Annotated in this window: 24 protein-coding genes; 14 read left to right on the top strand and 10 right to left on the bottom strand. The window is 35.4% G+C overall.

What is annotated here, in order from left to right; genetic code table 11:
- Positions 1-561: 561 nt before the first annotated feature.
- A complete protein-coding gene (locus tag DEU40_RS17365) occupies positions 562-999 on the bottom strand; it encodes a transposase (protein ID WP_110011007.1) in 438 nt (145 codons plus the stop codon).
- A gap of 1021 nt (positions 1000-2020) precedes the next feature.
- On the opposite strand from DEU40_RS17365, the gene DEU40_RS17355 reads away from it, so the two are divergent.
- The gene (locus DEU40_RS17355) at positions 2021-2548 is read left to right on the top strand and encodes a hypothetical protein (protein ID WP_171006342.1); all 528 of its coding nucleotides are present in this window, start codon (positions 2021-2023) and stop codon (positions 2546-2548) included.
- A gap of 187 nt (positions 2549-2735) precedes the next feature.
- Positions 2736-3362 carry a LuxR C-terminal-related transcriptional regulator gene (locus DEU40_RS17350; RefSeq protein ID WP_228406552.1) on the top strand — a complete coding sequence of 209 codons (627 nt, stop codon included), beginning with the start codon at positions 2736-2738 and terminating at the stop codon, positions 3360-3362.
- 75 nt (positions 3363-3437) lie between these two features.
- Here DEU40_RS17350 and DEU40_RS17345 read toward each other — a convergent pair whose 3' ends face one another.
- The 3 genes from DEU40_RS17345 to DEU40_RS17335 form a co-directional block, all read right to left on the bottom strand.
- A complete protein-coding gene (locus tag DEU40_RS17345) occupies positions 3438-4088 on the bottom strand; it encodes an HAD family hydrolase (protein WP_181397995.1) in 651 nt (216 codons plus the stop codon).
- A 43-nt stretch (positions 4089-4131) separates the two neighbouring features.
- Positions 4132-6255, bottom strand: a complete 2124-nt coding sequence (locus tag DEU40_RS17340; protein WP_110011003.1) for a Tex family protein — start codon at positions 6253-6255, stop codon at positions 4132-4134.
- 115 nt (positions 6256-6370) lie between these two features.
- Positions 6371-8773, bottom strand: a complete 2403-nt coding sequence (locus DEU40_RS17335; RefSeq protein WP_110011002.1) for a hypothetical protein — start codon at positions 8771-8773, stop codon at positions 6371-6373.
- A 310-nt stretch (positions 8774-9083) separates the two neighbouring features.
- Between DEU40_RS17335 and DEU40_RS17325 the strand changes: the two genes are divergently transcribed.
- A complete protein-coding gene (locus DEU40_RS17325) occupies positions 9084-9761 on the top strand; it encodes a YceI family protein (protein WP_110011000.1) in 678 nt (225 codons plus the stop codon).
- Positions 9762-9826: 65 nt separating this feature from the next.
- Here the strand turns inward: DEU40_RS17325 and DEU40_RS17320 are convergent, their stop codons facing one another.
- Positions 9827-10183: a hypothetical protein gene (locus tag DEU40_RS17320; protein ID WP_110010999.1), complete on the bottom strand. Its 357-nt coding sequence runs from the start codon at positions 10181-10183 to the stop codon at positions 9827-9829.
- 128 nt (positions 10184-10311) lie between these two features.
- Between DEU40_RS17320 and DEU40_RS17315 the strand changes: the two genes are divergently transcribed.
- From DEU40_RS17315 to DEU40_RS17285, 7 genes are all read left to right on the top strand, one after another.
- Entirely contained in the window at positions 10312-10566 is a 255-nt protein-coding gene (locus tag DEU40_RS17315; protein WP_110010998.1) for a DUF1294 domain-containing protein, read from the top strand.
- Positions 10567-10653: 87 nt separating this feature from the next.
- Positions 10654-10860, top strand: coding sequence for a bacteriocin-like protein (locus DEU40_RS17310; protein WP_110010997.1), 207 nt, complete (start codon positions 10654-10656; stop codon positions 10858-10860).
- Positions 10861-10997: 137 nt separating this feature from the next.
- Positions 10998-12803 (top strand): translational GTPase TypA, encoded by a 1806-nt coding sequence (gene typA / locus DEU40_RS17305; RefSeq protein ID WP_062675162.1) that lies wholly within the window; start codon positions 10998-11000, stop codon positions 12801-12803.
- A 129-nt stretch (positions 12804-12932) separates the two neighbouring features.
- Entirely contained in the window at positions 12933-14549 is a 1617-nt protein-coding gene (locus DEU40_RS17300) for a glycoside hydrolase family 10 protein (protein ID WP_110010996.1), read from the top strand.
- A 243-nt stretch (positions 14550-14792) separates the two neighbouring features.
- Positions 14793-15344, top strand: coding sequence for a ferritin (locus DEU40_RS17295; protein WP_110010995.1), 552 nt, complete (start codon positions 14793-14795; stop codon positions 15342-15344).
- A gap of 179 nt (positions 15345-15523) precedes the next feature.
- The gene (gene ychF, locus DEU40_RS17290; protein ID WP_110010994.1) at positions 15524-16615 is read left to right on the top strand and encodes a redox-regulated ATPase YchF; all 1092 of its coding nucleotides are present in this window, start codon (positions 15524-15526) and stop codon (positions 16613-16615) included.
- Positions 16616-16947: 332 nt separating this feature from the next.
- Positions 16948-17778 (top strand): hypothetical protein, encoded by an 831-nt coding sequence (locus tag DEU40_RS17285; RefSeq protein WP_228406551.1) that lies wholly within the window; start codon positions 16948-16950, stop codon positions 17776-17778.
- 51 nt (positions 17779-17829) lie between these two features.
- Here the strand turns inward: DEU40_RS17285 and DEU40_RS22495 are convergent, their stop codons facing one another.
- From DEU40_RS22495 to DEU40_RS17275, 3 genes are read right to left on the bottom strand one after another with little or no spacing between them, the layout of a single operon-like run.
- A complete protein-coding gene (locus tag DEU40_RS22495; RefSeq protein WP_171006340.1) occupies positions 17830-17988 on the bottom strand; it encodes a hypothetical protein in 159 nt (52 codons plus the stop codon).
- Between the two features lie 36 nt (positions 17989-18024).
- Positions 18025-18222 carry a hypothetical protein gene (locus tag DEU40_RS17280; RefSeq protein ID WP_110010993.1) on the bottom strand — a complete coding sequence of 66 codons (198 nt, stop codon included), beginning with the start codon at positions 18220-18222 and terminating at the stop codon, positions 18025-18027.
- Between the two features lie 26 nt (positions 18223-18248).
- Positions 18249-18437 carry a hypothetical protein gene (locus DEU40_RS17275; protein WP_110010992.1) on the bottom strand — a complete coding sequence of 63 codons (189 nt, stop codon included), beginning with the start codon at positions 18435-18437 and terminating at the stop codon, positions 18249-18251.
- Between the two features lie 279 nt (positions 18438-18716).
- Between DEU40_RS17275 and DEU40_RS17270 the strand changes: the two genes are divergently transcribed.
- Together DEU40_RS17270 and DEU40_RS17265 are read left to right on the top strand one after the other, a co-directional pair.
- Entirely contained in the window at positions 18717-19655 is a 939-nt protein-coding gene (locus DEU40_RS17270) for a helix-turn-helix domain-containing protein (protein ID WP_110010991.1), read from the top strand.
- Positions 19656-19744: 89 nt separating this feature from the next.
- Positions 19745-20509, top strand: a complete 765-nt coding sequence (locus DEU40_RS17265; RefSeq protein WP_110010990.1) for an SDR family NAD(P)-dependent oxidoreductase — start codon at positions 19745-19747, stop codon at positions 20507-20509.
- Between the two features lie 89 nt (positions 20510-20598).
- Here DEU40_RS17265 and DEU40_RS22490 read toward each other — a convergent pair whose 3' ends face one another.
- Entirely contained in the window at positions 20599-20775 is a 177-nt protein-coding gene (locus DEU40_RS22490) for a hypothetical protein (RefSeq protein ID WP_181397994.1), read from the bottom strand.
- 439 nt (positions 20776-21214) lie between these two features.
- Positions 21215-22363, bottom strand: a complete 1149-nt coding sequence (locus DEU40_RS17260) for a methionine aminotransferase (protein WP_110010989.1) — start codon at positions 22361-22363, stop codon at positions 21215-21217.
- Positions 22364-22591: 228 nt separating this feature from the next.
- Here DEU40_RS17260 and DEU40_RS17255 point away from each other — a divergent pair, with 228 nt between their 5' ends.
- Both DEU40_RS17255 and DEU40_RS17250 read left to right on the top strand, forming a co-directional pair.
- Positions 22592-23143 carry a DUF2867 domain-containing protein gene (locus DEU40_RS17255; protein WP_110011012.1) on the top strand — a complete coding sequence of 184 codons (552 nt, stop codon included), beginning with the start codon at positions 22592-22594 and terminating at the stop codon, positions 23141-23143.
- 321 nt (positions 23144-23464) lie between these two features.
- Positions 23465-25351: a DNA topoisomerase IV subunit B gene (locus DEU40_RS17250; RefSeq protein WP_110010988.1), complete on the top strand. Its 1887-nt coding sequence runs from the start codon at positions 23465-23467 to the stop codon at positions 25349-25351.
- Positions 25352-25450 lie beyond the last annotated feature (99 nt).

Below are 25450 nucleotides of genomic sequence, written 5' to 3'. Positions count from 1 at the left end.
TAATAAAAAGTTATTTCCGTAAAATTTTTTGAGCTATGAGGGCTCAAAATTTTCCAGAATAACTTTTTAACTTACACAGTTAGTGAGACACTACCCTTTTGGAAGTAAGGATAATATTGGATAACTGACAATTATTTTTAACCCCTAACTGTCAGATAAAGTCGTGGCTATTACAACTTATTACCAGTATTTTTTGTTCCTCATGCTATTATTCCCAAGTTGGAATTAATACCTCTATTCTATAATTTGTTTACTTCTATACCTATGTGTTGGTTAGTCATACTTATTCATTGAAGATAACTAATAGTACAGACAATGTAACTATTAAATATTTAAGCTCAGGTGCCACAGGATCTGGTCCTGTTACTCAAATGTCCGTAAAACGATTAAAGTAGGGTGCAGTTTCTTAATTTCTATATTTTACTAAAAAAAAGACTGATTTTAGTCTGTTTTTTTTATTTATTTTTCATCCGTAACTTTTTTTTGACAATTTATTGCATAGGCGTAACATGATAAATTGGCATTAAAGTGACAGTATGACTTTACAAAAATTAAGTTGATCTACTTGTTTTTATCCGTATACTTTGCTATCCACTTATATAGTGTAGTTTTTGGAATTTTATAATCATTTATTATTTCCAGCTTTGTTTTTTTTCCTGTTTCAATTTGCTCAAGGATAAATTCTATAATTTCCTTGGTATAGATATTTTTCCTAAATGCAGGAAGTGAAGATGTTTTTTTATCGGAAGTTTTAAGGGAAGCTTCCTTTTTAGGAGGAGAAAAAAGTATCAGATGCTGTGAGTAGGCCCGGAAAAAATCATATTCCAGCAATTTGCTCCACCTCAATAATTTATCGGTTGTCAGATCTTGTTCAAGGAACATTTGTTCAATTTCAGATTCAGTACATTTCATGAAGCTGCATGCTCTCTGCATGTCCAAATCTTCTTCCAGAAATTTAGCTTTAATAGTACTGCCAATATGTATTTTTTTAAAATTCAAAATAAACGATATTATATAATTAAAATTTATTTTCGCAAAGAATAATTAAGTCTGAGGACTTACTTATCGTTGGTTGGATGACAAATATGGTTTGGATTATAGTGAGTATTTTCACTATGCTCTGTACAGGTGATATAAATTCCTACCTGAGAAGAGAAAATAATAGGGATAAACATTTTTTTTATCATTTGTTCAAATTTAGCATTCATTCTTTTTCTGTAATCAAATGGTTCTACATCACAGATACATCAATCTATGGTGTAGGATCAAAAAACTCCCGTAAAACGGGAGTAGCAACTTTGATCAGTATTATAGATATCTATAAAAATGAAAACTGATTTTGTTATTAAATATTGAGAACTGAAAGTTTTACAATAAATGTTTTTGTTTGTGTGAAAACATTAGTTAAATTCTCAATTCACTATTTCTTTTGTGCTTTATATCAGATTGTATCAATAAATTTTACTGTTGCAAAGCTAGATCTGGCATATGATTAAAGCAAAATTTTATATACATCAAAAGTACATCAATTTACAGTTTGCTGCTATAATGGCATCCGGGGCATGAAGATCTAATGCAAAAATGGAATTTTATCAATTGATTATACTACCTCAATAAACTTATTGATAAATTAATTTTCTGATGATTTAAAATTTATTAAAACTGATTGTTTATGCGTTTTAATTAATCAACAAATAGTGAATATAATCATGATATGTTTTTAAATTTAACTAAAATTAGTAAAAATTTTATGACTATATGTTTTTTTATTTAATTTTATGGAAACTAAATTATGTGTTGTAATTTGGTTAAAATAGTTATTATTAATATTTTGTTAGGTAGTTCTTATGTGTTAGAACCTGATGTTGCTTTTTCACTCTAGAAACTCATTATTATTTAATTTACTATGCAAACATTAAAGCTGAACCAATTTTCGAAAATATTGCTAAGCACGCTGATATACTTTTTGTTTTCTAAGTTATTCTATTCTCAGACATACACTCCTCAATATATAGATAGTATGTTGATCAAAGTAAATGAGAATTTAAGAGTAAGTGGCAGAAAGAAAGAATTAATTGACCTTAATACGAAGTTTTACAATATCAGTATAAAACAGGATTATAAAAAAGGAGTAGTACTTTCATATATTAATCTGGGTAATATGTATGCGACCGTCGGGATGTATGAAAAAGCCTTCAAATACCTTCAGTTGGCTGAAGAGGACCTTGAAGGGATGGAAGATTACTACCTGTATACAAGACTATATCAGGAGTATGGTCAGGCTAATTTTGTAATAGGTCTTTATAAAAAAGCCATTAAGTATAATTCCAGATCAATTTATTATGGTAAACAAATAAAGGATAAGCATGATCAGGAGATTTTATCTGTTGTTTATGCAAACAGAGCCGACTTTTTAAGGGAAACAAATTCGGTTGATTCTTCGTTAATCTATCTACACAAAGCTTTAGATGTAAAACCAACACCGGTTATCAATTCCACGATTGCTAATCACTACCTGCTTTTTGGTAAAAATGAGGATTCTGCATAGGTGTATTTTAGCAGGGCTTTTTCTCTTTTAGAAAAAAAAGATTACTGGGATTCCCAGAGGGCGATTACTCATTTTTATTATGGGAATTTTTTATTTGAAAAACAGGATTATAGTCAGGCATTAGATTAATTATATTAAATCGGTAGAAATACTCAAAAAAACCCAAAGAATCTATCTGGTTCCTGTATTGTATCAAGCTATTGCCAAGACCTATAAAAAACTGAACAATAGCTCAAAAGAGAAAGATTATCTGGAAAAATATGCTAAATTAAACGATAGTCTGGAAAAGGTATGGGATGAATCAATCAATACTTCTCTTGATAAAATGATTCAGGAAAAGGAGAAAAATGATATTGAAAAAAAGCATTCAACCATCATATATAATGTAACCGTTTTTGTATTATTGGGTGTTATTGTACTTGTATATTGGGTTTATCAGAAAAGAATTACTAAAAAGCGTAAAATAATAGAGGAGAAAGAATTAGAGACGGAATCTCTGATGAAAAAAATGTCTGCTAATGATGAAAGGCTGGTGTTTTTAGCAAAGAAAAATGATCCTTTGTTTTTTAATGAATATCAAAGTGCTTATCCTGAGCTGATTGAAAAGCTTTTTGAGATTAATCCAAAGCTTTCAGCAAATGAGCTTTCTTTCTGTGCAATGATACAGCTGGGCTTTTCCTCTAAGGAAATTGCACAATATGGCTTTATGCAGCACAGATCGGTACAAACAAAGAAAAATAGATTACGGAAAAAATTAAATATTCCATCCGATGTAGATCTTTATTTTTTCTTGCAAAATTTAAATTCCAAATAATAATTCAATCGCATTGTACGCGCACTTGTAAGTGTATTTTTTGTAAAAAATAAAGACTGTCTTGAGAGACCGCCTTTATTTGGTTATATTGGTAACGCGGAGTCCTACTTGTGAAAAGGAAAGAATCGCTGGCTCGTACAGAGGGTTGGTTAACTTTCCAAATCCATATTTGCAAAAAATAAATGGTAACCCATTGGATGTTGCAGAATCATAATCAGTTTGAGTATCTCCAATATATAGGGTGTCTTCAGCAGATAAATAATTTCTTTCCATAAGAAGCTGTATGTTTTCAGATTTGTTTTTTTTGGTCCGCCCGTGAGACTCAAAATCTACAAACAGATCACTGAATTGATAATAATCTAAAAAAGATTCAATATAGCCATCCTGACAGTTGCTTACAATGAAAAGGGAATAGTTGTTAGCCAGATTCTTTAAAGTCTCTTCCACACCATCATATAAAATTCCACCTTCTAAGTGAAGCATTTTATTTTCTTCGCCTACAATTTCAGAAAGAAGTTTCTGAGCCTGCAGGTCTGAAATGCCGGGAATAATATCTTTTACAATATCATGAGCTAATAATCCCATATACTGATCCATGTCTTCAGGCTTCAGTTCTTTTTGGATCAACTGATGCTTACCCAATACTTTATTCCATATTTTGATAATCGTAGCTCTGGAATCCCATAATGTTCCATCCAGATCGAAGATTAAATTCTTTGTTTTCAAAATGATAATTGTTGGTTTAATTTAAATACATAACGGTTAAAGATTACAAAATCATGCTCAGCTGCACTCTTTTTCTTGCTTCATCTACTTCCGTTACCTTTACACGAACATGCTGATGAAGTTTTACCACTTCATTGACATCTGATACAAAGCCATCTTTAAGCTGGGAAATATGAACCAGCCCGCTTTCTTTGATTCCTAGATCTACGAAACACCCAAAAGCGGTAATATTATTGACAATTCCCGGAAGAATCATTCCTGCTTTTAAATCTTTGATGCTTTTAACATTCGGATCGAATTCAAATACTTTTGCTGCTTTTCTTGGATCCAGTCCCGGCTTTTCAAGTTCTTTTAAAATATCTTTAATGCCTAAAATTCCGATTTCTCCTGTTGTATAGTTTTCAGGTTTTACCAGAGCTATTTTTTCTTTATTGGCAATCAGCTCAGTGGTTTTAATACCCAAATCTTTTGCCATTTTCTCTACAATTCCATACGCTTCCGGGTGTACTGCAGAGTTATCCAATGGGTTTTTGGCATTGGTGATTCTCACGAAAGCGGCAGCTTGCTGGAAGGCTTTTTCTCCAAGTCTTGGAACTTTTTTAAGCTGTTTTCTGTCTTCAAATGCTCCGTTCTCAGTACGGTAATTCACAATGTTTTCTGCCATTTTTTCTCCGATTCCGGAAACATAACTCAATAGTGACTTACTGGCGGTATTTAAATTAATTCCCACAGAATTTACACATTTCATGACAGTAGAATCCAGCTCATTTTTAAGTTGAGTCTGGTCCACATCGTGCTGATATTGCCCAACTCCTATAGATTTGGCATCAATTTTTACCAATTCAGCCAGCGGATCAGAAAGTCTTCTTCCGATAGAAACGGCTCCACGTACTGTTACATCATACGAAGGAAACTCATCTCTTGCAATTTTACTTGCAGAATACACGGATGCTCCGGCTTCAGAAACTACAAAAACCTGCAAAGGCTTATCAAAAGCGATCTTTTTAATGAAAAATTCTGTTTCGCGGCTTGCTGTTCCGTTACCAATAGAAATAGCTTCAATATTATAGGCATTCACCATAGAACGGATTTTTTTCATCGCCATTCCGCTTTCATTCTGCGGAGCGTGAGGGTAGAGGGTTTCGTTATGCAGTAAGTCTCCCTTCTCATCCAGGCACACAACTTTGCATCCGCTTCGGTATCCGGGATCTATTGCCAGAATTCTTTTTTCTCCTAAAGGTGGGGCAAGAAGCAGCTGGCTTAAATTCTCAGAGAAAATTTCAATTGCTTTTTTGTCTGCTTTTTCTTTGGCTTCCTGTAATGTTTCATTTGAAATAGCAGGTTCCAGAAGCCTTTTGTAGCTGTCTTTTATCGCCAGTGCAATCTGGTCCGAACTTTCATTGTTGGATTTAATGACCGCTTTTTCAATAAAACCGATTGCTTCTTCTTTATCTACAGCTACATTTGTTTTTACAAAACCTTCAGCTTCTGCTCTCAACATTGCCAGAAGCCTGTGGGAAGGAGTTCTGGCAAGACTTTCTTCCCATTCAAAATATTGGGAGAATTTCTGTGCATCTTCTTCATCTTTTTTGGCTTTTACAACTTTAGAAGTGATAACAGCCTTACGCTGAAATAATCTGCGGAGATTTTTACGTACATACATATTTTCATTGATCCATTCTGCCATGATATCTCTTGCTCCCTGCAATGCTTCTTCTTCAGAACTTACTTCATTATTAAGATATTTTGAAGCCAGAAAATGAAGATTATTACTTTTCTGACTCATAATAATTCTGGCTAAAGGTTCAAGTCCTTTTTCCTTGGCTGTATCTGCTTTGGTTTTCTTACGCTTTTTGAAAGGCAGGTAAAGGTCTTCCAGCTCCTGGATATCAAAGTTTTCTTCTATTCTCTGCTGAAGTTCAGGCGTTAATGAATTCTGCTCTTCTATCGATTTTACAATAGATTCTTTTCTTTTAACAATGTCCTCAAACTGCTTGCTGATTTTTGAAATCTGTTCAATCTGTGTTTCATCAAGGTTTCCGGTCTTATCTTTTCGGTAACGCGAAATAAAAGGAATGGTGCAGTCTTCTGCTAATAATTGTAAAGTATTGTTGATGCTCTTTTCAGAAATGCTGAGATGTCTCTGGATAAATTCTACGGTCGTCATTGTTCTGTTTTCGGATAGCTAAAATAGGGTTTTGGAATGAGAAAGATGACATACAGATAGAAAAAAGCCCGATTACATTGTATAATAATCGGACAGTATGATTAATTTAAATGAATTAAGGTAGCACTTCATTATAATAAAGCGGGGTCTCATTAGTTTTATCATACCCCATGATAATGATTCTGTATTTCTTTGCATCGTCGTTATTGTAGAACTGTACAGGTGTTGATTCCTGAGTCTGAGCTTCCTGATTGGGGCTCCAGTAGAGAACGCTCCGGGTGTCTTGTGAGATCTTTCTAAAAGCTTCATTGTCATACACCGGACTCTCGAACGGAACTTCTTTGTCATATCCGGAGAGGCTGATTTGCCTTAATTGTGATGGCTGGTTTCTGTCTATTGTCTTGCCAGAGGAACTGCCCCGGCGGGTATAAATGGCTATGGCTCCGTTGCCACCTCCGGGTGCTCCCGCAAAAAATCCTTTGATAACCTTTACCAGGGCAATCTCTGAGGAAGACATATTGCTTACCTGGCCCGGTGAAACAGGCATTTCATCTAGATAAATTTGGGTTGGCTCATTATACAGATATGGAATATAAGTTCCGTTTTTAGAATCGATCCTTAAACTGGAAACCCTCCCTTGCAGCCATTGCATAATGCCGGTTGAGGTAACAGCTTTCGGATCATTAATAAAATCAAAAACTTCCTCACGGGCACTTCTGAACAGCGGGCTGCTCAATTCATTATTTAATTTTTTAGTCTTGCTTCTTATTTCTCCCCTTAACTTTATTTCTTCAATGTTTGTTACTTTCTCATTGATCATTTTATGGGTGTTGAGTGCTATAAATGACCGTGTGATCTCTTCTGATGGCGGATCATCATTAGAGCGCTGTGTGAGCTGACAACAAGTAAGGGGAAGGCTCTTTTGATAAGGAATAAAGTCGAAATTCGGCTGGAAATAAACAGAATAATTATGATCAGGCTCTTTAGACTCTGAATTAAGCTTATATGAAAATTTCATTGAATCTTCAAAAATTAAATTGTTGAGGATAAAGAATCCGCTTTGATCTGATTTGATTTGAAAAATCTTAGATCCTGATTCAGAATCAAAAATTAAATTTAAATCTGTGTCGGGAGCTGGTTTCCCCTGAATATTTATTTTTCCTTTATAAGAAAGATAATTTTCAGGCTGATATTTGATTGTTGGAAAATAGCCTGAAATAATTGATTTCCAGTCAAAACGTTTCCATTTCTCTGAAATCAAAAGAGCATCCAGTGCTTCTATATTGCGGTTTTTTGTAAAATACTGAGCCGGGCTTGCTATATTTGAAGTAATATCTCCGGTTAGCCATAATGAACTTAATAAGCTATGATCTTCTTCGGTGCTTTTCGTATTAGCGTCAATTATCAAAACAGTATAGTTGGAATAATCCGCATCTTTAGGAATAGCAAATGAATTTTTTCCACGGGAGGAGTTGCTGAATAAAAGAGATTGTAATTGTGGTTGTTTGATTTGTAATATTTGTGGCTGTACGAAAGACAACCTGCTGGCAATTACATTCTCCTTATCGTCAAAAACAGTGAGCTGCAAGATACCATTGACGAGCTGATTGTTGGGAATAGAGTATTCGGTCTCGTTGATAATTTTATTTACCTGAGCCTTATAAACAAGCTGGTTGTTTATCGTTCCTAAGATTTTGTAATACTGGGAATCTTGAGAAGTATTTTTTGTCTGTAAAGCATATTTTACATAATCCTTATCGTTGATTACCCGTAAATATATTCCTGATGAAGATACTTCAGGTAAGGCGACATTTTGTTTCTGACCTTGCTTATCCTGAATGACAAGCTGATATTTTTTACCACTTTTTGGAGTAAGGCTGAATAGGCCTACATTTTGATCAAACCCCTTAAATGTCACAATTTTTACATCAGGATTTTCAGAATCTACTACATATCCGTCCCAATCGAGGGGAGCTGTTCCTGCAGATTGTAAACGTACAGCCAGTTTCGTATTGATTCCGTCTATAAGATGCCCGCTTTCGGGGTGTATTGAAGCGGTCCAGCTGGATGCTGGATTGAGTATTAATTTTTCAGGTGAGGCAGGATTATAGATTGCAATAGGTTTTATAAATTGGAAATCCTCATTAAAATTAGCCATCCAGGCTGTGTAAGCTCTGATGTAATAAACGTCTTCTTTTAGAAAAGCGGGCAGAGAAATGCTTCCGCTTCCTTCTCCGTCAATTAAAGGAACCAGTTTTTTACTGATCAGTTTTTTATTCCGGTCATAGAGTTCTACAAATAGTGTAGTAGAAATAGCTGATGTATTGTATCCATCAAATACGTAAGATTTAAACCATACATTTTCACCTGCAACAAAGCTGTTTTTATCTAATAGCAGATGTATTTTTTCCTGATGATATTTTTGTTCAAATGTTTTTATTGCCTGTTCAGCTTTTGTTTGGGCATTAAGGCATAGTGTAGTGCTTAAAGCAAGTAGAAGTATTAGTTTTTTTGACATTTCATGTAAAGATTTGTGTTTTTACAAAAGATAAAAATACATATTTTACCCATAAATAAAATAATATAACTTGGTTTTTATTCCTATTAAATATAAATGGTTGTTGATCAGGATAAAAAGTGATTATAACAATGGATTTAAAGTGCAGTTTAACATGATTAATGCGAAAAAAAGGTGAAAAAATAATACTTACAGACAATAAAAAAAGTAAAAACATTTTTTCTTGATGTATGTTAAGGCTTCTCCAAATAGGTTTTTCTATTTTTGTACCCGAAAACAACAAAATTCAAACTTTTTTAAACAGTTCAATATGAAAAAAATTAGCGTAATAGCATTAGTTGGAGTAGGATTGCTTTTGGCATCATGTGATAAAGGAAAAACAGCGGAGTCTGCAGCAACATCTCAGGAACAGACAGTAGCTGAAAGCAAAGGTGAAACACTGGCAGTAGACACAGCAGCTTCAGTAGTAAACTGGAAAGCATTCCACAAGGGAGGTATGGCACCTCGTTGGGGAACACTTACTGTAAAATCAGGAGATATTAGTGTTGATGCAGGTCAGGTTGCTGCAGGAAACTTTATTATTGACATGAATTCTATCAAAGTTGATCCGGCTTCAGTAACAGAGAAGGATAAAAAACCGGCAGACCTTGAAGCTCACCTTAAAAACCCTGATTTCTTTGATGTAGCTAAAAACCCTACTTCAGATTTCAAAATTACCAGTGTTACAGATTTGAAGGACGCACCAAAAGATGCAGTAGCAGGAGCAAATAAAACAGTAAGCGGAAACCTTACATTATCAGGAAAAACAATGAATGTTACTTTCCCTGCTAAAGTAGATGTGACTGAAAACTCAGCGGCTATTCAGGCTAAATTTACAGTAAACAGAGCAGATTGGGGAATCAAATTCGGTACTTCAGAAGCAGACCCTGCAGAATGGATGATCAGCAAAGATATCGAGATTGCTATCGATGTAAAAGCTAAAAAATAAGTTATTTAAATTTTAATAACAATCGGGCTGTCTTTAAAGGCAGCTCTTTTTATTTACTGTAAAAATCAGTTCAAAATCGTTGAATTCTGAATTCTTACACAATATTCGCTTCCAAGATAGAGAGGATTACCGTGCTTTTCAGACCAGAATCCATCAAGTATATCCTTATTTAGACAGCGATATACAGCAACACCTTTATATAGTTTATGATCTTCACCTTCATAATTGAAGTTGATTACCAGAATCTGATTTTTATAGAATCCGGTACCATTTTGTATATGGTCGCCGATAATCCATTGCGCGATGATACGGTTGTTCCCATCAATGGATAAGGTTAATATACCATGATATGTGGGTAGGGAAGACTCTTCCTGATTACTCCCTTCAATAGAGTAGCTTCCTGCAAGATCCTGTACTGTCATTGATTTTATTTTTAGGAAGCGCAAATTTATAAAATCTTATTCTGATAAAATTATAAATATATTCATGGTTGTAAAGTTGTTTCCATATACAAATTAAGCTTTATTTTTGCCACAAATTAATTTTTTGAATGATTCCTTTTCTTTTTATAATAAACCTGATTACATTTGGGATCTTTGGATTTGATAAATGGCAGGCCCAAAAACATCAATGGAGAATCTCCGAAAATGCTCTTTTAGGAATCTCCCTTCTAGGTGGAATTTTAGGAGCGGCTTCAGGAATGGTGATTTTCAATCATAAAACATCAAAAAAATCTTTTTTAGTAAAATTTGTGCTTGTGGTTTTGATTGACCTGGTTGTGTTTTACAGATTGATAAGACGTTGATATTAAAAATGTTAAATGTTTTTAATAAATAGTTGTCATGATTTATTTTTTTTATCTTTATCAGGCTAATAACAAATAAAGAACAACATGAAAAATCTTAAAAAAATTTCCAGAACAGAAATGAAATCAGTTCAGGGAGGAATCGTCAAAGGAATGGTAAGATGCAAAGATGCTGATACATGCGTTGTAAGATGGGGATGGGGAACCAGATTCTCCAGCAATTGTGCAGAGTTTGACATTATATGTGGAGAACCGCCTGCAGTAGATCCATGCGAAGTACAGGCTTGTGTATAAATAATCTGAAGAGTGTTTTTTTGAGCACTCTTTTTTATTGTCTTGTAAATAAGTATTTTAAACAAAATATTAAATATTTGTATAACTAAATATTTTTTCATTAAAAATCACTACTTTTGCACCCGTAAAAATCTTTTATGCAAAACATTAGAAATATTGCGATTATCGCACACGTTGACCACGGAAAGACGACTTTGGTTGACAAGATCATTCACGCTACCAACATTTTCAGAGAAAATCAGGAGAGTGGGGAGTTAATTATGGATAACAACGATCTTGAAAGAGAAAGAGGGATCACGATCTTATCCAAGAATATTTCTGTTACTTATAAAGACACAAAAATTAACGTAATCGATACTCCTGGTCACGCCGATTTTGGTGGAGAAGTAGAAAGAGTATTGAAAATGGCTGATGGGGTTATTTTGTTGGTGGATGCGTTCGAAGGACCAATGCCGCAAACAAGATTCGTACTTCAGAAAGCTTTGGAATTAGGATTAAGACCATTAGTGGTTATCAATAAAGTAGATAAACCAAACTGCCGTCCTGACGAAGTTCATGATAAAGTATTCGACCTGTTCTTCAACCTTGATGCTACAGAAGAGCAATTGGATTTCCCTACATTCTATGGATCTTCAAAACAAGGATGGTTCAACACTTCATTAGAGCAGACTGAAGATATCTTACCATTATTGGATGGTATTTTACAATATGTTCCTGAACCGAAAGTAACAGAAGGTAATCTTCAGATGCAGATCACTTCTCTAGACTTCTCTTCTTTCTTAGGAAGAATTGCAATCGGGAAAGTGACAAGAGGTGAGATCAAAGAATCTCAATGGATTGGTCTTGCTCAGGCAGATGGTAAAATTGTAAAAGGAAAAGTAAAAGAACTTTACGTTTTCGAAGGATTAGGAAAGAAAAAAGTAACTGAAGTACAGGCAGGTGATATCTGTGCTGTAGTAGGATTTGATGCCTTCCAGATCGGAGATTCTTTCGTAGATCTTGAAAATCCTGAGCCATTGGAAAGAACGGCAATTGATGAGCCTACGCTGAATATGACGTTCTCTATCAACAACTCACCTTTCTTCGGTAAAGACGGTAAATATGTTACTTCTAATCACCTGAAAGAAAGATTAACAAAAGAATTAGAGAAAAACCTTGCCTTAAGAGTTCAGCAGACTGACGATGCCAATACATTCCTTGTATTCGGTAGAGGTATTCTTCACTTATCAGTTTTGATCGAAACAATGAGAAGAGAAGGGTATGAAATGACTATCGGTCAGCCGCAGGTTATCTTCAGAGAAATTGATGGTGAGAAATGTGAGCCTTATGAATCTTTGGTTGTTGATGTTCCTGAAGAATTTGCTTCAAGAGTTATTGACCTGGCAACTCAGAGAAAAGGTGACCTTCACATTATGGAAACTAAAGGTGAAATGCAGCACATGGAATTCGAAATTCCTTCAAGAGGTTTGATCGGATTACGTTCTCAGATGTTGACAGCTACAGCTGGTGAAGCTATTATGGCTCACCGTTTCACAGAATATAAGCCTTTCAAAGGTGCTATTCCTGGAAGAAACAATGGTGTTTTGATCAGCAAAACAACAGGTCCGGCTACAGAATATTCTATTGCTAAACTACAGGATAGAGGTAAGTTCTTCGTTGATCCGGGTGAGGAAATCTATACAGGAATGATCATAGGTGAGCAAAACAAACCTGGTGACTTAGTAGTAAACATCGTAGAAGCAAAACAGTTGAACAACATGAGAGCTTCCGGAAAAGATAAAGATACTGGTGTTGCTCCGAAAATCTTATTCTCACTTGAAGAATGTATGGAATACATCCAGGGTGATGAAGCGATTGAGGTAACTCCGAACTTCATCAGAATGAGAAAGAAAATCCTTTCTGAAGAAGAAAGAAAAAGAGTAGAAAGATCTGCAAAAGCATAATCAAAATCTTATACATAAAATCAAAGCCTCGATTTTCGAGGCTTTTTTTCTATACCTACCCATTAAATGCTTATTTTGGCATAATAATCTCTGAAATAGAAAAATAAATTTTAAAGTAGTTTTGTGACTATGAGAATGAATAAATTAAAACTTATCGTTTTATTGGGCGTTTTTGCATCTTACGCTACCTCCTGTTCCGTTCAGAACAATGTTGTAAAAACACCTTCCGCGAAGAATCCGACAAAACCAATCAACAATACAAATCCTCCGAAAGTAAATCCGACAGCTGTAAAACCTGCTACAGGTACAGGAACTTCCGGTGAAGAAAATTTCAGAACCAATCTTCCCGAAATCAAAAGAGAATTCCGTGGAGCATGGATTGCAAGTGTTGCCAATATCAACTGGCCATCAAGAAATGATCTTACGGTAGAGCAGCAGAAAGCAGAAGCAATCAGTATGCTTGATATGCTGAAAGACAATAATTTCAACGCTGCTATTTTCCAGATCAGACCTTCCGCAGATGCACTTTATACAAGTAATATCGAACCATGGTCTTACTTTTTGACCGGAGAAACAGGAACTGCACCATATCCCAATTATGATCCGCTTCAGTTCTGGATTGAAGAAGCTCATAAAAGAGGGCTGGAACTGCATGTCTGGTTGAATCCTTACCGTGCACATCATACCAACGGAGGCGCAGTAAATAAGCTTTCAATGGTCAATAAACTGTCTGATATTGTGGTTAGACTAAAAAACGGAATGTATTGGTTTGATCCTGCTAATCCGAAAACACAAGGCCACGTATCCAATGTGGTGAAAGATATTGTAAAAAGATACGATATTGATGCTGTACATTTCGACGATTATTTCTATCCTTATGCCACTTACAACAAAGGTGCGGATTTTCCTGATAATGCAAGCTGGAATGCCTATGTAAGCAGTGGCGGAACCTTATCCAGAGCAGATTGGAGAAGAGATAACGTGAATAAATTTGTAGAGCGTATCTATAAAGAGATTCACGCAGAAAAAAATAATGTAAGATTCGGAATCAGCCCGTTCGGGATATGGAAACCAGGATATCCGGCAGGAGTTGTAGGATCATCACAATATGACGAATTGTATGCAGATGCTAAATTATGGTTAAATAAAGGCTGGGTAGATTATTTCTCACCACAGCTTTACTGGCCTATAGATTCCAAAGGACAAAGCTTCGAAGGCCTGTTAAGCTGGTGGCAGTCTGAAAATACAATGAAACGTCACCTGTGGCCGGGATTGAATACTGTTGAAATAAAAGTATCAGACCGTCCGGCTGAAATCAAAAACCAGATTGCAATTTCCAGAAATATCCTTAAAAATGATGCCGGAGAAATTCATTGGAGTATTGCCGGGCTTACCAAAAATCCAAATATGCTTCCCGCTTTGAAAAGCGGACCATACAATGAAAAAGCATTAGTCCCAAAATCTCCGTGGATTAAAGCGGTCCCATTGCAGACTCCAACCTTGTTTATTGCTGATAACGGAAGTTTTGCTCAGACAAGCTGGAGTACAAAAAATGCCGCTGATGTTTTCCTGTGGGTACTTTTTACTCAGTACAACGGAGTATGGCAAACAGAAATCCTGACATTGGATACGCTTTCAAAAGATATTCCCAAATCTAAAGACGGAAAAAAATTGAATGCCGTTGCCATCAAAGCTATCGACAGATTAGGAAATGAAAGTGATTATACAGCAAGAAAGATTAAATAGTTGGGATACTATCCATCCTAAATTGGTCATTGCGAACCTTTTGGTGAAGCAATCTCAATCATAAATTTAAAAAACCGGTTCTCAGACAGAACCGGTTTTATTTTAGAATAACTATAAATTATTGATTTAAGTTACTGAATTTCAGTTGTATTTTAAAGGCGTTTTGAAATTTTTATACGGAATAATAATCCTATCGGAACTGTTTTTGCATGATTCATTCCATAATCACCAAAATATAACATTATGAATACTAAAAGACTTTCCGACAACATGGAAAAGGCATTAAGTGATCAGATGAACAAAGAAATTCATGCATCACACGTTTTTTTATCCTATGGAATCTGGGCCGATGACAAAGGCTATCAGGGAATTGCCAATTTTCTTTACCGCCATGCTCAGGAAGAGAGAAACCACTCCATCAAATTCATGGAATATATTTTAAACAGAGGAGGAAAACCAAAGGTAGACGCTATTCCTGCTCCTCCCGCAGATCCCGAAAGCCTTACTGCCTGCTTTGATGGTGTCTTTAAGCATGAAGTTGACAATACAACCGCAATTTACAGAATTGTAGATCTTTCTCTTGAAGAAAAAGACTGGGCTACATGGAATTTTATGCAATGGTTTGTACAGGAACAGATTGAAGAAGAAACATTAGCACAGAACTTAATTGATAAATTAAAAATTGCAGGCGGCGACAGGGCAACAGATGAATCTTTATTTACTTTAGATAAAACTTTGCAGGAAGCACCGAATGATGTGCCGCTGGCTCAGAATGCTACAGGGGACAATCCTTAAAACAATTGGTGAAACCAGACCTTTTAAAAATCTGTCAGAATATTGGCAGATTTTTTTTATTATGAAACTCCCTCAAAAATCACTATCTTTGCACACTCGTAATTCAAGGTTCTGAGTTCAATGTTTAAAGTTGGAGAAACCTTGAGTTACCCTAAACCTTAAACTTTGAATTTTACAATATGAAATGTGGAATCGTAGGCTTACCGAATGTAGGTAAATCAACTCTTTTTAACTGTCTGAGCAACGCAAAAGCTCAATCAGCAAACTATCCTTTCTGTACGATTGAACCGAACCTTGGAACGGTTTCTGTACCGGATCAGAGATTGTTTGAACTGGAGAAAATCGTAAAACCTGAAAGAGTTTTACCAGCTGTAGTTGAAATTGTTGATATTGCAGGTCTTGTAAAAGGAGCCAGCAAAGGAGAAGGATTGGGAAACCAGTTCTTAGCTAATATCCGCGAGTGTGAAGCGATTATTCATGTTTTAAGATGTTTTGACAACGGAAATATTGTTCACGTAGAAGGTTCAGTAGATCCGTTAAGAGATAAAGAAATTATTGATATAGAACTTCAGCTGAAAGACCTTGAAACAGTGGGGAAAGCAGTTGAAAAAGCTAAAAAATTCATCAAGTCAGGGAAGAAAGAGGATATTCTTACTTACGAAACACTTCAGAATTTACAGAAATTCCTTGAGGATGGTAAAAATGCAAGAGAATTTGCTGCTGATGACTTTACAAAATCAATTATCGGAGAAGTTCAGTTGTTGACGAATAAGCCGGTTCTTTACGTTTGTAATGTAGACGAAAACTCTATCAAAAACGGAAATGAGTGGATTGCCAAGATTGAAGAAATGGCTAAAGGCGAAGGTGCTGAAGTCGTAGTATTAGCGGCACAGATTGAAGCTGATATCAACGAACTTGAAACTTTCGAAGAAAGAGAGATTTTCCTTGATGAGCTGGGACTTACAGAACCTGGTGTAAACCGTCTGATCAGAAAAGCTTATGATCTTTTAAAACTTCAGACGTACTTTACAGCCGGAGTAAAAGAAGTAAGAGCCTGGACTATCGGACAGGGATGGACTGCTCCTCAAGCTGCAGGAGTAATCCACACAGACTTTGAAAAAGGATTTATCCGTGCAGAAGTAATCAAGTATAATGATTATGTAAACTATGGTTCTGAAGTAAAAGTAAAAGAAGCCGGAAAACTTTCTGTAGAAGGTAAAGAATATATTGTACAGGATGGTGACATCATGCACTTTAGATTCAACGTATAAGAAAAGTATTAAAGTTAGTTATATTAAAAAGCGCTTCCATGTATTTGGGAGCGTTTTTTGCATTTGTGTATTAAACTTTAACAATGAAAATTTTTTGTTTCGCAAGCCTTATTTTATTTTTCTCATGCACAAAACCGGCAGAAGAAAACTGTTTTGTAAACCGCAGAGACCAGGTATTTGAAAGTTATAAGGAACAAAAGCCTTTTACAACAGAACAAATATTAAATGAAAAGCCTGATTATCTTGATATAATAAATCTAAAAAAATACTGAAGCTTTAAGAAAGACAGTATCGGGTCTTATACCCACTCAGGATCTGAGAAGTATAAAATAATGGAAAAAAGACTGGAGAATGAATTCAAAGTGTTCAGGGAGAAGTTTTCGGATCAGTTTATGATTTATTCGTCACAGCAGACAGCTGATACAATGTATGGATTAGGTCGAAACAGACTGGGATTTTGGTTACTCAAAATCGAACATGATATACCTGAGGCCTATTTTCTTGGACTGAGCTTTAGCCATTACTATATAAATGAAGTTCAGGAAAATCCGATTATAAAAGATGGAGTCCTTCAGTTGGAAGGAAGTCTCGTGAAAATTATAAAGGTTGAAGGACTTCCAGGTTATGACGATTATTCAGCAATGGAAGACGGAAAAATGTTTAAAATAAATCTAAAGTATTTGATGAAGGATTCTGACCATGACGGATATAATGACATTTTTGAAAAAAGCATTGGTCTGAATCCGCAAAATAAGGATACAGATGGCGATGGCATCAATGATTTTGAAGATATGAATCCTATGTTCATATCTGAAAAGAATAAATTCACACAGCTTTACGAACTTTTGCTGCCGGGCTATGGAACTGTTGAGATGAAAAAGCTGCATTATACATTTCAGGTTTATGAAACTGATTGTAATTATTTTCAGGGGATCAATCCCGGCCTTAGAGTTTTGTTCATTCCGGAAAATAAAAACAGGCAGACCTATTACACAAGAATGACGGATGTAACAGATCAAGGTATTTCCAAAATTCAAAGAAACAATAAGAATCCTGATACATTTTATATTTTTATATCAGGAAGTAGTTTTACAAATGATTATGTAGCAGAATATGCAAAAGGAAAATGGGTGCTAAAGAATATTGGAGGCACTGTTATTTAGTAATTTAACAATAAAAAATCGCTCCCGATTAGAGAGCGATTTTATTTGAGATTAAAATTCGATACCGGGCTGGCATTGTAGTTCTGCGCAGGTAAAAGAATATTTCTTACAAGTAAGGTCTGGAAGCAAGCACATTTCTTTTCCTCCGGTAATAACTCTTAATTGTTTTTTGTTTAATTTTTTTCCTTTAGCTAAATTTTGATTTTTCATAGTGCTTAATTTTGGAGTTGAGTGAATGATTCTATTTTAAGGTTGCGGTCTGCAGATTTTTTGTGCACAGCCAATAGAGATCTTGGTGCAGTTTCGGACATCATCCGGAGGATAGGTTTCACAAGGAAATTCCGTACATGGGATAGGCTCCATGCAATCTAACATACCTCCATGAATCAATTTTAATTGTTTTTTTTCAAGCTTTTTACCTTTGCTTAATTCAATCTTTTTCATAGTTTTTGTTTAAAATGATATTTTAGTTATAACTCAGGTCTGCACTCTTTTTGTGCGCATTTAGGAGAAATGATTGTACATCCGTATGGATCAGAAGATGGCTCACAGGGTGTTGGACATAAAACAGGTTCCATACAGTTAATAAGACCTCCTTTGATCGTTCTTAATTCTTTTTTGTTTAATTTTTTTCCAATGTGACTGATTTGATTTCTCATTGATTTGATTTTTAATGGGTTAGTTTTAACGAAAGTAATAAAAATAAATGAAGTATATCACTGTCTTTAGAAAAAAATGGAGAGTTTTTTAAATATTTTATTATGGTATTGATGATGAATATTAACTGTAATCGGCAAATACACTGAATTTTTCAATAAGTTAATAAGGCTTTATTTTTGAGATGTAAAGAGACTTTTTTCTTTGCCAAACAATCTGGACTCATTTCAAAAAATGTTGGTTGATAAGTTCGTATATTTGAATTTTACAAATTATTTGTGATGAAAAAATTAGCATTTACTTCACTGGAAGATTTTTATAATGAGATGGCTGCCAAGTTGGGCAAAGATCTTGAAAGTATTTTTCCAAAAGGACTTCACAAAGACATTGGTCACTTTAATGTCTTCGATATTGCCCAGACCATCGAAAGAGCAAAGACCACTTCTGAAATGCCCTATAACAGAAGGAAGTATTATAAGATCAGCTTTATAAAAGGACGGAACAGGGCAGAATATGCGGACAAGGTCATTTCAATTAAACAGAACGCACTGTTATTTGCAACGCCTAAGGTCCCTTATCACTGGGTTCCTGAAGATCCCGATCAGTCAGGAAGTTTCTGTGTTTTTACCGAAGACTTTTTCATCAAGGATAAATCGTACTACAACCTCGAAGATCTTCCTATATTTCAGCCAGGTGGAGTGCCGATCTTTGAAATTGATGGTGAACTGGCAGAAGAGATTGAAAACCTTTTTAAAAAGATAAAAAAAGAAATTGATTCAGATTATGTATTTAAATATGATCTGATCAGAAACTATGTTCTGGAGCTGATCCATTACGGACAGAAATTACAGCCTGCTTCCAAAATATCATCGTCAAATGATGCATCCATGAGAGTGGTTTCTTTGTTTATAGAGCTGCTGGAAAGACAGTTTCCCATAGAATCCTGGGAACAGAGACTTCAATTGAAGACTGCAAAAGATTATGCAGAGCGGTTGGCGGTTCATGTCAATTACTTAAACAAAAGATTAAAGGAAAGCACAGGAAAAACTACCACGGAATTTATTTCAGACCGTATTATCCAAGAAGCAAAAATTCTTTTGAAACAGACCAGATGGAATGTGTCAGAAATATCGTATGCGCTGGGATTTGAAGAGATTGCTCATTTTTCCAATTTCTTTAAAAGGAAAACTTCTTTTACTCCATTAGAATTTCGTTCCTGATTTGAATTTTGCAAATTTCAGATTGATTCAAGCAAACCCTTCAGTCTGAAAATTTCCCAACTTTGTACCATCAAAATAATCAAAATACAATGAACACAAAAACAAATATTGCACTGGTAACCGGAGGAAGCCGTGGATTAGGGAAAAACTCAGCACTTAAAATTGCTCAAAAAGGATTGGATGTTATTATTACCTACAGAAGCAATAAAGAAGAAGCAGAAGCTGTTGTGAATGAGATCAAATCAATGGGAAGGAATGCTGTGGCTTTTCAGCTCGATACAAAAGACATTAAAAGTTTCGATGCCTTTATAAAAGATGTTACAGATCATTTGAAGGAAAGTACAGGAAGCACTCATATTGACTACCTGATTAATAATGCAGGAACAGCCCTATATTCACCGATTACAGAAGTGACAGAAGAACAGTTGGACGATGTGGTAGACATTCATTTTAAAGGCGTATTTTTTCTGACTCAGAAATTATTGCCATTTATCAATGACGGAGGAGGAATTATCAACGTGTCTTCAGGCTTGGCAAGATTCGCAACACCGGGATCTTCTGTTTACGGATCCATCAAAGCAGGCGTTGAAATGCTCACAAAATATATGGCGAAAGAATTAGGTTCAAGAAAAATCAAAGCCAATGTTGTAGCGCCGGGAGCTATTGAAACAGATTTTGGCGGCGGAAGAGTAAGGGATAATGAAGAAATCAATGCCATGGTAGCTGGTGTTACAGCTTTGGGAAGAGTAGGTCTTCCAGATGATATTGGTGGAGTGGTGGCATTCCTGTGTACGGAGGATGCAAGATGGATCAACGGGCAAAGAATTGAAGTTTCAGGAGGGATGTTTTTATAAAGTATGATAACCTTAAGTGAATTATTATCTTTAAATAAATCGGCCGGCTCAGAATGAGCCGGCCGATTCCGGATATGGAGTAATGTATTTTATTCAACAGCTTCAAGAGGTTCCGGCAGCTGGCATTTTTGTTCTGAACAGCCGGGTCCGATGTAGATACAGTAGCCTGAAGAATTGGTGCATCTTATGTTGCCCAATCCTCCGTGGAATGTATGCAGCTCTTTTCTGGTTAATTTTTTTCCTTTGTTTAAATCCTTGTTTTTCATGGTAGTTTTATTTTTGGTAATTATTGATTTATTATTTTTTTGATTTAGATATAATAGGAAAAATAAACTAAATAAATCACTAAATAATGATTATATATGATAACATTACTATCGATAAAACTATAAAAACATTTAAATATCAATATTTACGTATCATTAACAGGCCGCTCCTCCGGAGCTTTATTTTTTTGCAGGGACTTCACTTTTTTTCTACTAACAGCAGATTCCGATGGGATCAAATCCAGCTCCTATGGGAACTGACTGCTAATAGAACGTATTTGTTTTAAATATAGCTCCAGGGGAGCGACCTGATACTCATGCTTTAATTTAATCGGACAGGAATAGTATTATAAATAAATACTCCGCAGATTAAACAGACAAGACCGGTAGTTTTGATCTGCCAATCTGAAAAGTCAGATGGGTGAAAAATCGATGACTGTTAAACCTTTGATAAATTCTCAAGAGCTTTTTCCAGTGTTTCCTGCTTCTTCGCAAAGCATAATCTGATCACATTCTCGTTCAGCCTGTTTTTATAAAATGAAGAGAAAGGAACGCTGGCAACCTTATGGTTGATGGTAAGTTCTGAAGCAAAATCAAAATCATTTTTATCTGAAATTTTATCATATTTTACTGCCTGGAAATAAGTTCCTTCACAATCCAGAAGTTCAAATGGTGTGCCTGCAAGGCCTTTTCTCAGGAAATCTCTTTTTTCCTGGAAAAACTGATTAAGATGGGTGTAATGTTCATCCTTTTTCATGTATTCTGCCAGTGCGAGCTGAATGGGAGTATTTACGCAAAAAACATTAAATTGATGAACCTTTCGGAATTCATCTGTTAGGCTTTTTGGTGCTGCACAATAGCCTACTTTCCATCCGGTAACATGGAAAAGTTTCCCAAAAGAGGCTACAAGAAGGCTTCTTTCTTTCAGCTCAGGGTATTTACAGATGCTTAAATGCTGTTTTCCGTCAAAAACAATATTTTCATATACTTCATCACTCAGAATAAGAATAGAAGTTCCTTTTACAATCTCAATAAGTTTATGTATATCATTTTCTTTCAGGATTTTTCCTGAAGGGTTGTTGGGATTGTTAAGAATAATCATCCTGGTCTTTTCACTGACAAGATTTTTTACAGCAGTCCAGTCGATTTCATAATCTGGGGCTTTCATTTCAAATCGTTTCACAATTCCCCCGAAAAGCTCCACAGTAGGTTCGTAGCAGTCATAGGCCGGTTCAAAAATAATCACTTCGTCATCCTTTTTAATGAAAGAGGCGATAGCGGTAAAAATGGCCTGAGTACCGCCTGCAGTAACTGTTATTTCAGATTCCGGATGGTATATTGCCTGATGGCTGTTTTCAATTTTTCGTGCAATTTCTTCCTTTAAGCCAATCATTCCACCAAGAGGAGCGTACTGATTGAACCCTTTTTTGATAAAGTGATCCACATCATTGAGTAATTCCGGATCTGGCATAAAATCAGGAAAACCCTGAGAAAGGTTGATCGCCTCATTTTCATTGGCAAGTTGAGTCATCTGGCTGAAAATAGTAGTTCCTACATTGGAAAGTTTTGATAAAGGAAGTTGTATCATAAAAGCAGTTTTGTTGACCGAATTTAATGAAATATTTAAAACAGTTTGAACTTATGGTAATAAAAATCAGAAAATAGCAGGTTTAAAGAGAATGATGGCAAATTATAAGAAGCACTCAATAGTCAGTTTCAGACCATTAAATAAATCTAAACATTTGTTTAAATTTTCCTTTTAAATGAATGGAAAGATACTTACATTTGTTAGACAACAACCATAAAAACAATGACAATGAAGATTAAGAAGACAAAGTTTCCTGAAAAATCTGTTTTATCTCCGGGAAAAAAAGATTTCGACTATATTGATAGTTTTCAGGGAGAACTTACAGAATGTGGTAGAAATATCGATATCTCAGAAATAGGAAAAGCTTTCTTTACAAGCGGGCCAAAATGGGGAAAGAAAATGTTTGCTTTCAGAAATAGAGTAATGGGATTATTCGGTTTAAAGACAGGTTCTGAAAATGAGAAGCAACAAGCAGAGAAGGTTTTCCAATGCGAAATTGGCGAACGAGCGGGACTTTTTAAGATTTTTGATAAGACCAGTAACGAAATTGTTCTGGGAGAAGATGATAAACATCTGGATTTCCGGGTTTCTCTTTTAATTGACAAAAATAGTAAAGATGTCAATCAAAACTCACTTACCATCTCTACTACGGTAAAATTTCATAACTGGTGGGGCGTTTTGTACTTTTTACCCGTTCGTCCTTTCCATAAGCTGATTGTTCCGGCTATGCTGAAAAATATAATCGGGCAGCTGGAAAAGAATAAATTGTATACAGTGTAAATATTGAAATAAAAGACCATCCACATAACAGGATGGTCTTTTTTTAAGGAATAAACTTAATAAAGTTTAATAATAAATCAATATCTCGGTTGGTTATTCACCACCCTTAGAGTCTGTAATAAAAACATGTTGAAAAGAATAAAATTATAAAGAATATGAGGGAAGTAAAGAAATTTTTCACTTGATAATGATAATTTCGTAAATATATAATTTGATTAAAAATACTACAATGTTTGCAGTGAAATATTGAAAAAAACAAGTTGAAAAAATTCGGATAATTTTGGACAATTTTGTACTTTTGTATGTTTGCTGAAATCATATATGTCACAAGAAATAAATCCAACCTACTCCGAAGATAATATCAGAACCCTTGATTGGCAGGAACACATCCGTCTGCGCCCCGGTATGTACATCGGGAAGCTCGGTGACGGTTCTTCCGCTGATGATGGTATTTATATCCTGCTAAAAGAAATTCTTGATAACTCTATTGATGAGTTTAGGATGAGAGCAGGAAAAAGAATTGAAATAAAGCTGGATGACGGTAAAGTTACCATCCGTGATTTTGGCCGTGGAATTCCATTAGGAAAAGTGGTAGACGCGGTTTCAAAAATGAATACCGGAGGTAAATACGACAGTAAAGCGTTTAAAAAATCTGTAGGATTGAACGGGGTCGGTACCAAGGCGGTAAATGCCCTTTCAGATTATTTCAGAGTTCGTTCTTTCCGTGACGGAAAAATGAAAGCTGCCGAATTCTCGCGTGGGATGATCAAAGAGAACTTTGACGAGAAAGAAACTTCGGACAGAAACGGTACCGAAATTTCCTTTATTCCTGATGGAGAGATCTTCCTGCATTTCAAATACAGAAAAGAGTATATCGAAAGAATGCTCCGTAACTATGCTTACCTGAATCCTGGGCTTAAAATTCTCTTCAACGGAGAAACCTACTATTCTGAAAATGGTCTAAAAGATTTGCTGGAAGAAGAACTGGAAAGCGATATCCTTTATCCGATCGTTCATTTGAAGGATGATGATATTGAGGTTGCCATTACCCATTCCGACAAATCACAGACAGAAACCTATTTTTCATTCGTTAACGGACAGAATACAACGCAGGGAGGAACACACCTTAATGCTTTCCGTGAAGCATATGTGAAAACAGTTCGTGAATTTTTCAATAAAAGTTTTGATGCTTCTGATATCAGAAAGTCGATCATTGCTGCGATTTCCATCAACGTAGAAGAACCTGTTTTTGAATCCCAGACCAAAACAAAATTAGGATCCAATGACATGGGGCCCAACGGACCTACCGTAAGAACATTCATCATTGATTTCCTGAAGAGTAAACTGGACAATTTCTTACACAAAAACCCGGAAATAGCAGAAGCAATTCAAAGAAAAATCTTAATTTCCGAAAGAGAAAGAAAAGAATTATCCGGAATTCAGAAACTGGCCAGAGAAAGAGCAAAAAAAGTATCTCTTCACAATAAAAAACTTCGTGACTGCAGGCAGCATTATAACGACCAGAAAGCCGAAAGAAAAGGAGATACCCAGATCTTTATTACCGAAGGAGATTCTGCATCGGGATCGATCACAAAATCCAGAGATGTAGAAACTCAGGCTGTATTTTCACTGAAGGGTAAACCGCTGAACTGTTATGGTCTTACCAAAAAAGTGGTGTATGAAAATGAAGAATTTAACCTTCTTCAGGCAGCTTTAAATATTGAAGAAAGTCTGGAAGACCTGAGATACAATCAGGTAATTATTGCTACCGATGCCGATGTTGACGGGATGCACATCCGTTTGCTGATGATTACTTTCTTCCTGCAGTTCTTCCCGGATCTGATTAAAAACGGACACCTTTATATCCTTCAGACTCCGTTATTCAGAGTAAGAAATAAAAAAGAAACAAGATATTGCTATACAGAAATAGAAAGGGTAAAAGCATTAAATGAACTGGGGAAAAATCCTGAAATCACGCGATTTAAAGGATTAGGAGAAATTTCTCCTGATGAATTTAAGCACTTTATTGGCAAAGATATCCGCCTGGAGCCCGTAGTAGTAGGAAAAGACCAGACGATTGATCAGCTTCTGGAATTTTATATGGGGAAAAATACTCCGGACAGACAGACTTTTATTCTTGAAAACCTTGTGGTAGAGGATGATACAGATATAGATAAAAAAGAAATACTGGATGAAGTAGAAAATTAAAAAAACTATAACTTTAAAAAACTGGTTGTAAAGCCATTGCAGACTGAAAAAAGCACAACTTTGGATGAAGTAGGAATTATAGTACTTACACAGCCAAAA

Source organism: Chryseobacterium sp. AG844, from assembly GCF_003182335.1.
Classification (GTDB): domain Bacteria; phylum Bacteroidota; class Bacteroidia; order Flavobacteriales; family Weeksellaceae; genus Chryseobacterium; species Chryseobacterium cupriresistens.
This window is presented reverse-complemented; position numbering and strand designations above follow the sequence as displayed.

Coding starts and splice junctions, on each gene's coding strand:
- DEU40_RS22495 (WP_171006340.1), bottom strand. CDS start 17,988: ATGAAAAATCAAAATTTAGCTAAAGGAAAAAAATTAAACAAAAAACAA.
- DEU40_RS17335 (WP_110011002.1), bottom strand. CDS start 8,773: ATGTCAAAAAAACTAATACTTCTACTTGCTTTAAGCACTACACTATGC.
- DEU40_RS17265 (WP_110010990.1), top strand. CDS start 19,745: ATGAACACAAAAACAAATATTGCACTGGTAACCGGAGGAAGCCGTGGA.
- DEU40_RS17260 (WP_110010989.1), bottom strand. CDS start 22,363: ATGATACAACTTCCTTTATCAAAACTTTCCAATGTAGGAACTACTATT.
- typA (WP_062675162.1), top strand. CDS start 10,998: ATGCAAAACATTAGAAATATTGCGATTATCGCACACGTTGACCACGGA.
- DEU40_RS17320 (WP_110010999.1), bottom strand. CDS start 10,183: ATGACAGTACAGGATCTTGCAGGAAGCTACTCTATTGAAGGGAGTAAT.
- DEU40_RS17250 (WP_110010988.1), top strand. CDS start 23,465: ATGTCACAAGAAATAAATCCAACCTACTCCGAAGATAATATCAGAACC.
- DEU40_RS17270 (WP_110010991.1), top strand. CDS start 18,717: ATGAAAAAATTAGCATTTACTTCACTGGAAGATTTTTATAATGAGATG.
- DEU40_RS17355 (WP_171006342.1), top strand. CDS start 2,021: ATGTTGATCAAAGTAAATGAGAATTTAAGAGTAAGTGGCAGAAAGAAA.
- DEU40_RS17310 (WP_110010997.1), top strand. CDS start 10,654: ATGAAAAATCTTAAAAAAATTTCCAGAACAGAAATGAAATCAGTTCAG.
- DEU40_RS17275 (WP_110010992.1), bottom strand. CDS start 18,437: ATGAGAAATCAAATCAGTCACATTGGAAAAAAATTAAACAAAAAAGAA.
- DEU40_RS17340 (WP_110011003.1), bottom strand. CDS start 6,255: ATGACGACCGTAGAATTTATCCAGAGACATCTCAGCATTTCTGAAAAG.
- DEU40_RS17300 (WP_110010996.1), top strand. CDS start 12,933: ATGAGAATGAATAAATTAAAACTTATCGTTTTATTGGGCGTTTTTGCA.
- DEU40_RS22490 (WP_181397994.1), bottom strand. CDS start 20,775: ATGAAAAACAAGGATTTAAACAAAGGAAAAAAATTAACCAGAAAAGAG.
- DEU40_RS17315 (WP_110010998.1), top strand. CDS start 10,312: ATGATTCCTTTTCTTTTTATAATAAACCTGATTACATTTGGGATCTTT.
- DEU40_RS17285 (WP_228406551.1), top strand. CDS start 16,948: ATGGAAAAAAGACTGGAGAATGAATTCAAAGTGTTCAGGGAGAAGTTT.
- DEU40_RS17325 (WP_110011000.1), top strand. CDS start 9,084: ATGAAAAAAATTAGCGTAATAGCATTAGTTGGAGTAGGATTGCTTTTG.
- DEU40_RS17295 (WP_110010995.1), top strand. CDS start 14,793: ATGAATACTAAAAGACTTTCCGACAACATGGAAAAGGCATTAAGTGAT.
- ychF (WP_110010994.1), top strand. CDS start 15,524: ATGAAATGTGGAATCGTAGGCTTACCGAATGTAGGTAAATCAACTCTT.
- DEU40_RS17255 (WP_110011012.1), top strand. CDS start 22,592: ATGAAGATTAAGAAGACAAAGTTTCCTGAAAAATCTGTTTTATCTCCG.
- DEU40_RS17280 (WP_110010993.1), bottom strand. CDS start 18,222: ATGAAAAAGATTGAATTAAGCAAAGGTAAAAAGCTTGAAAAAAAACAA.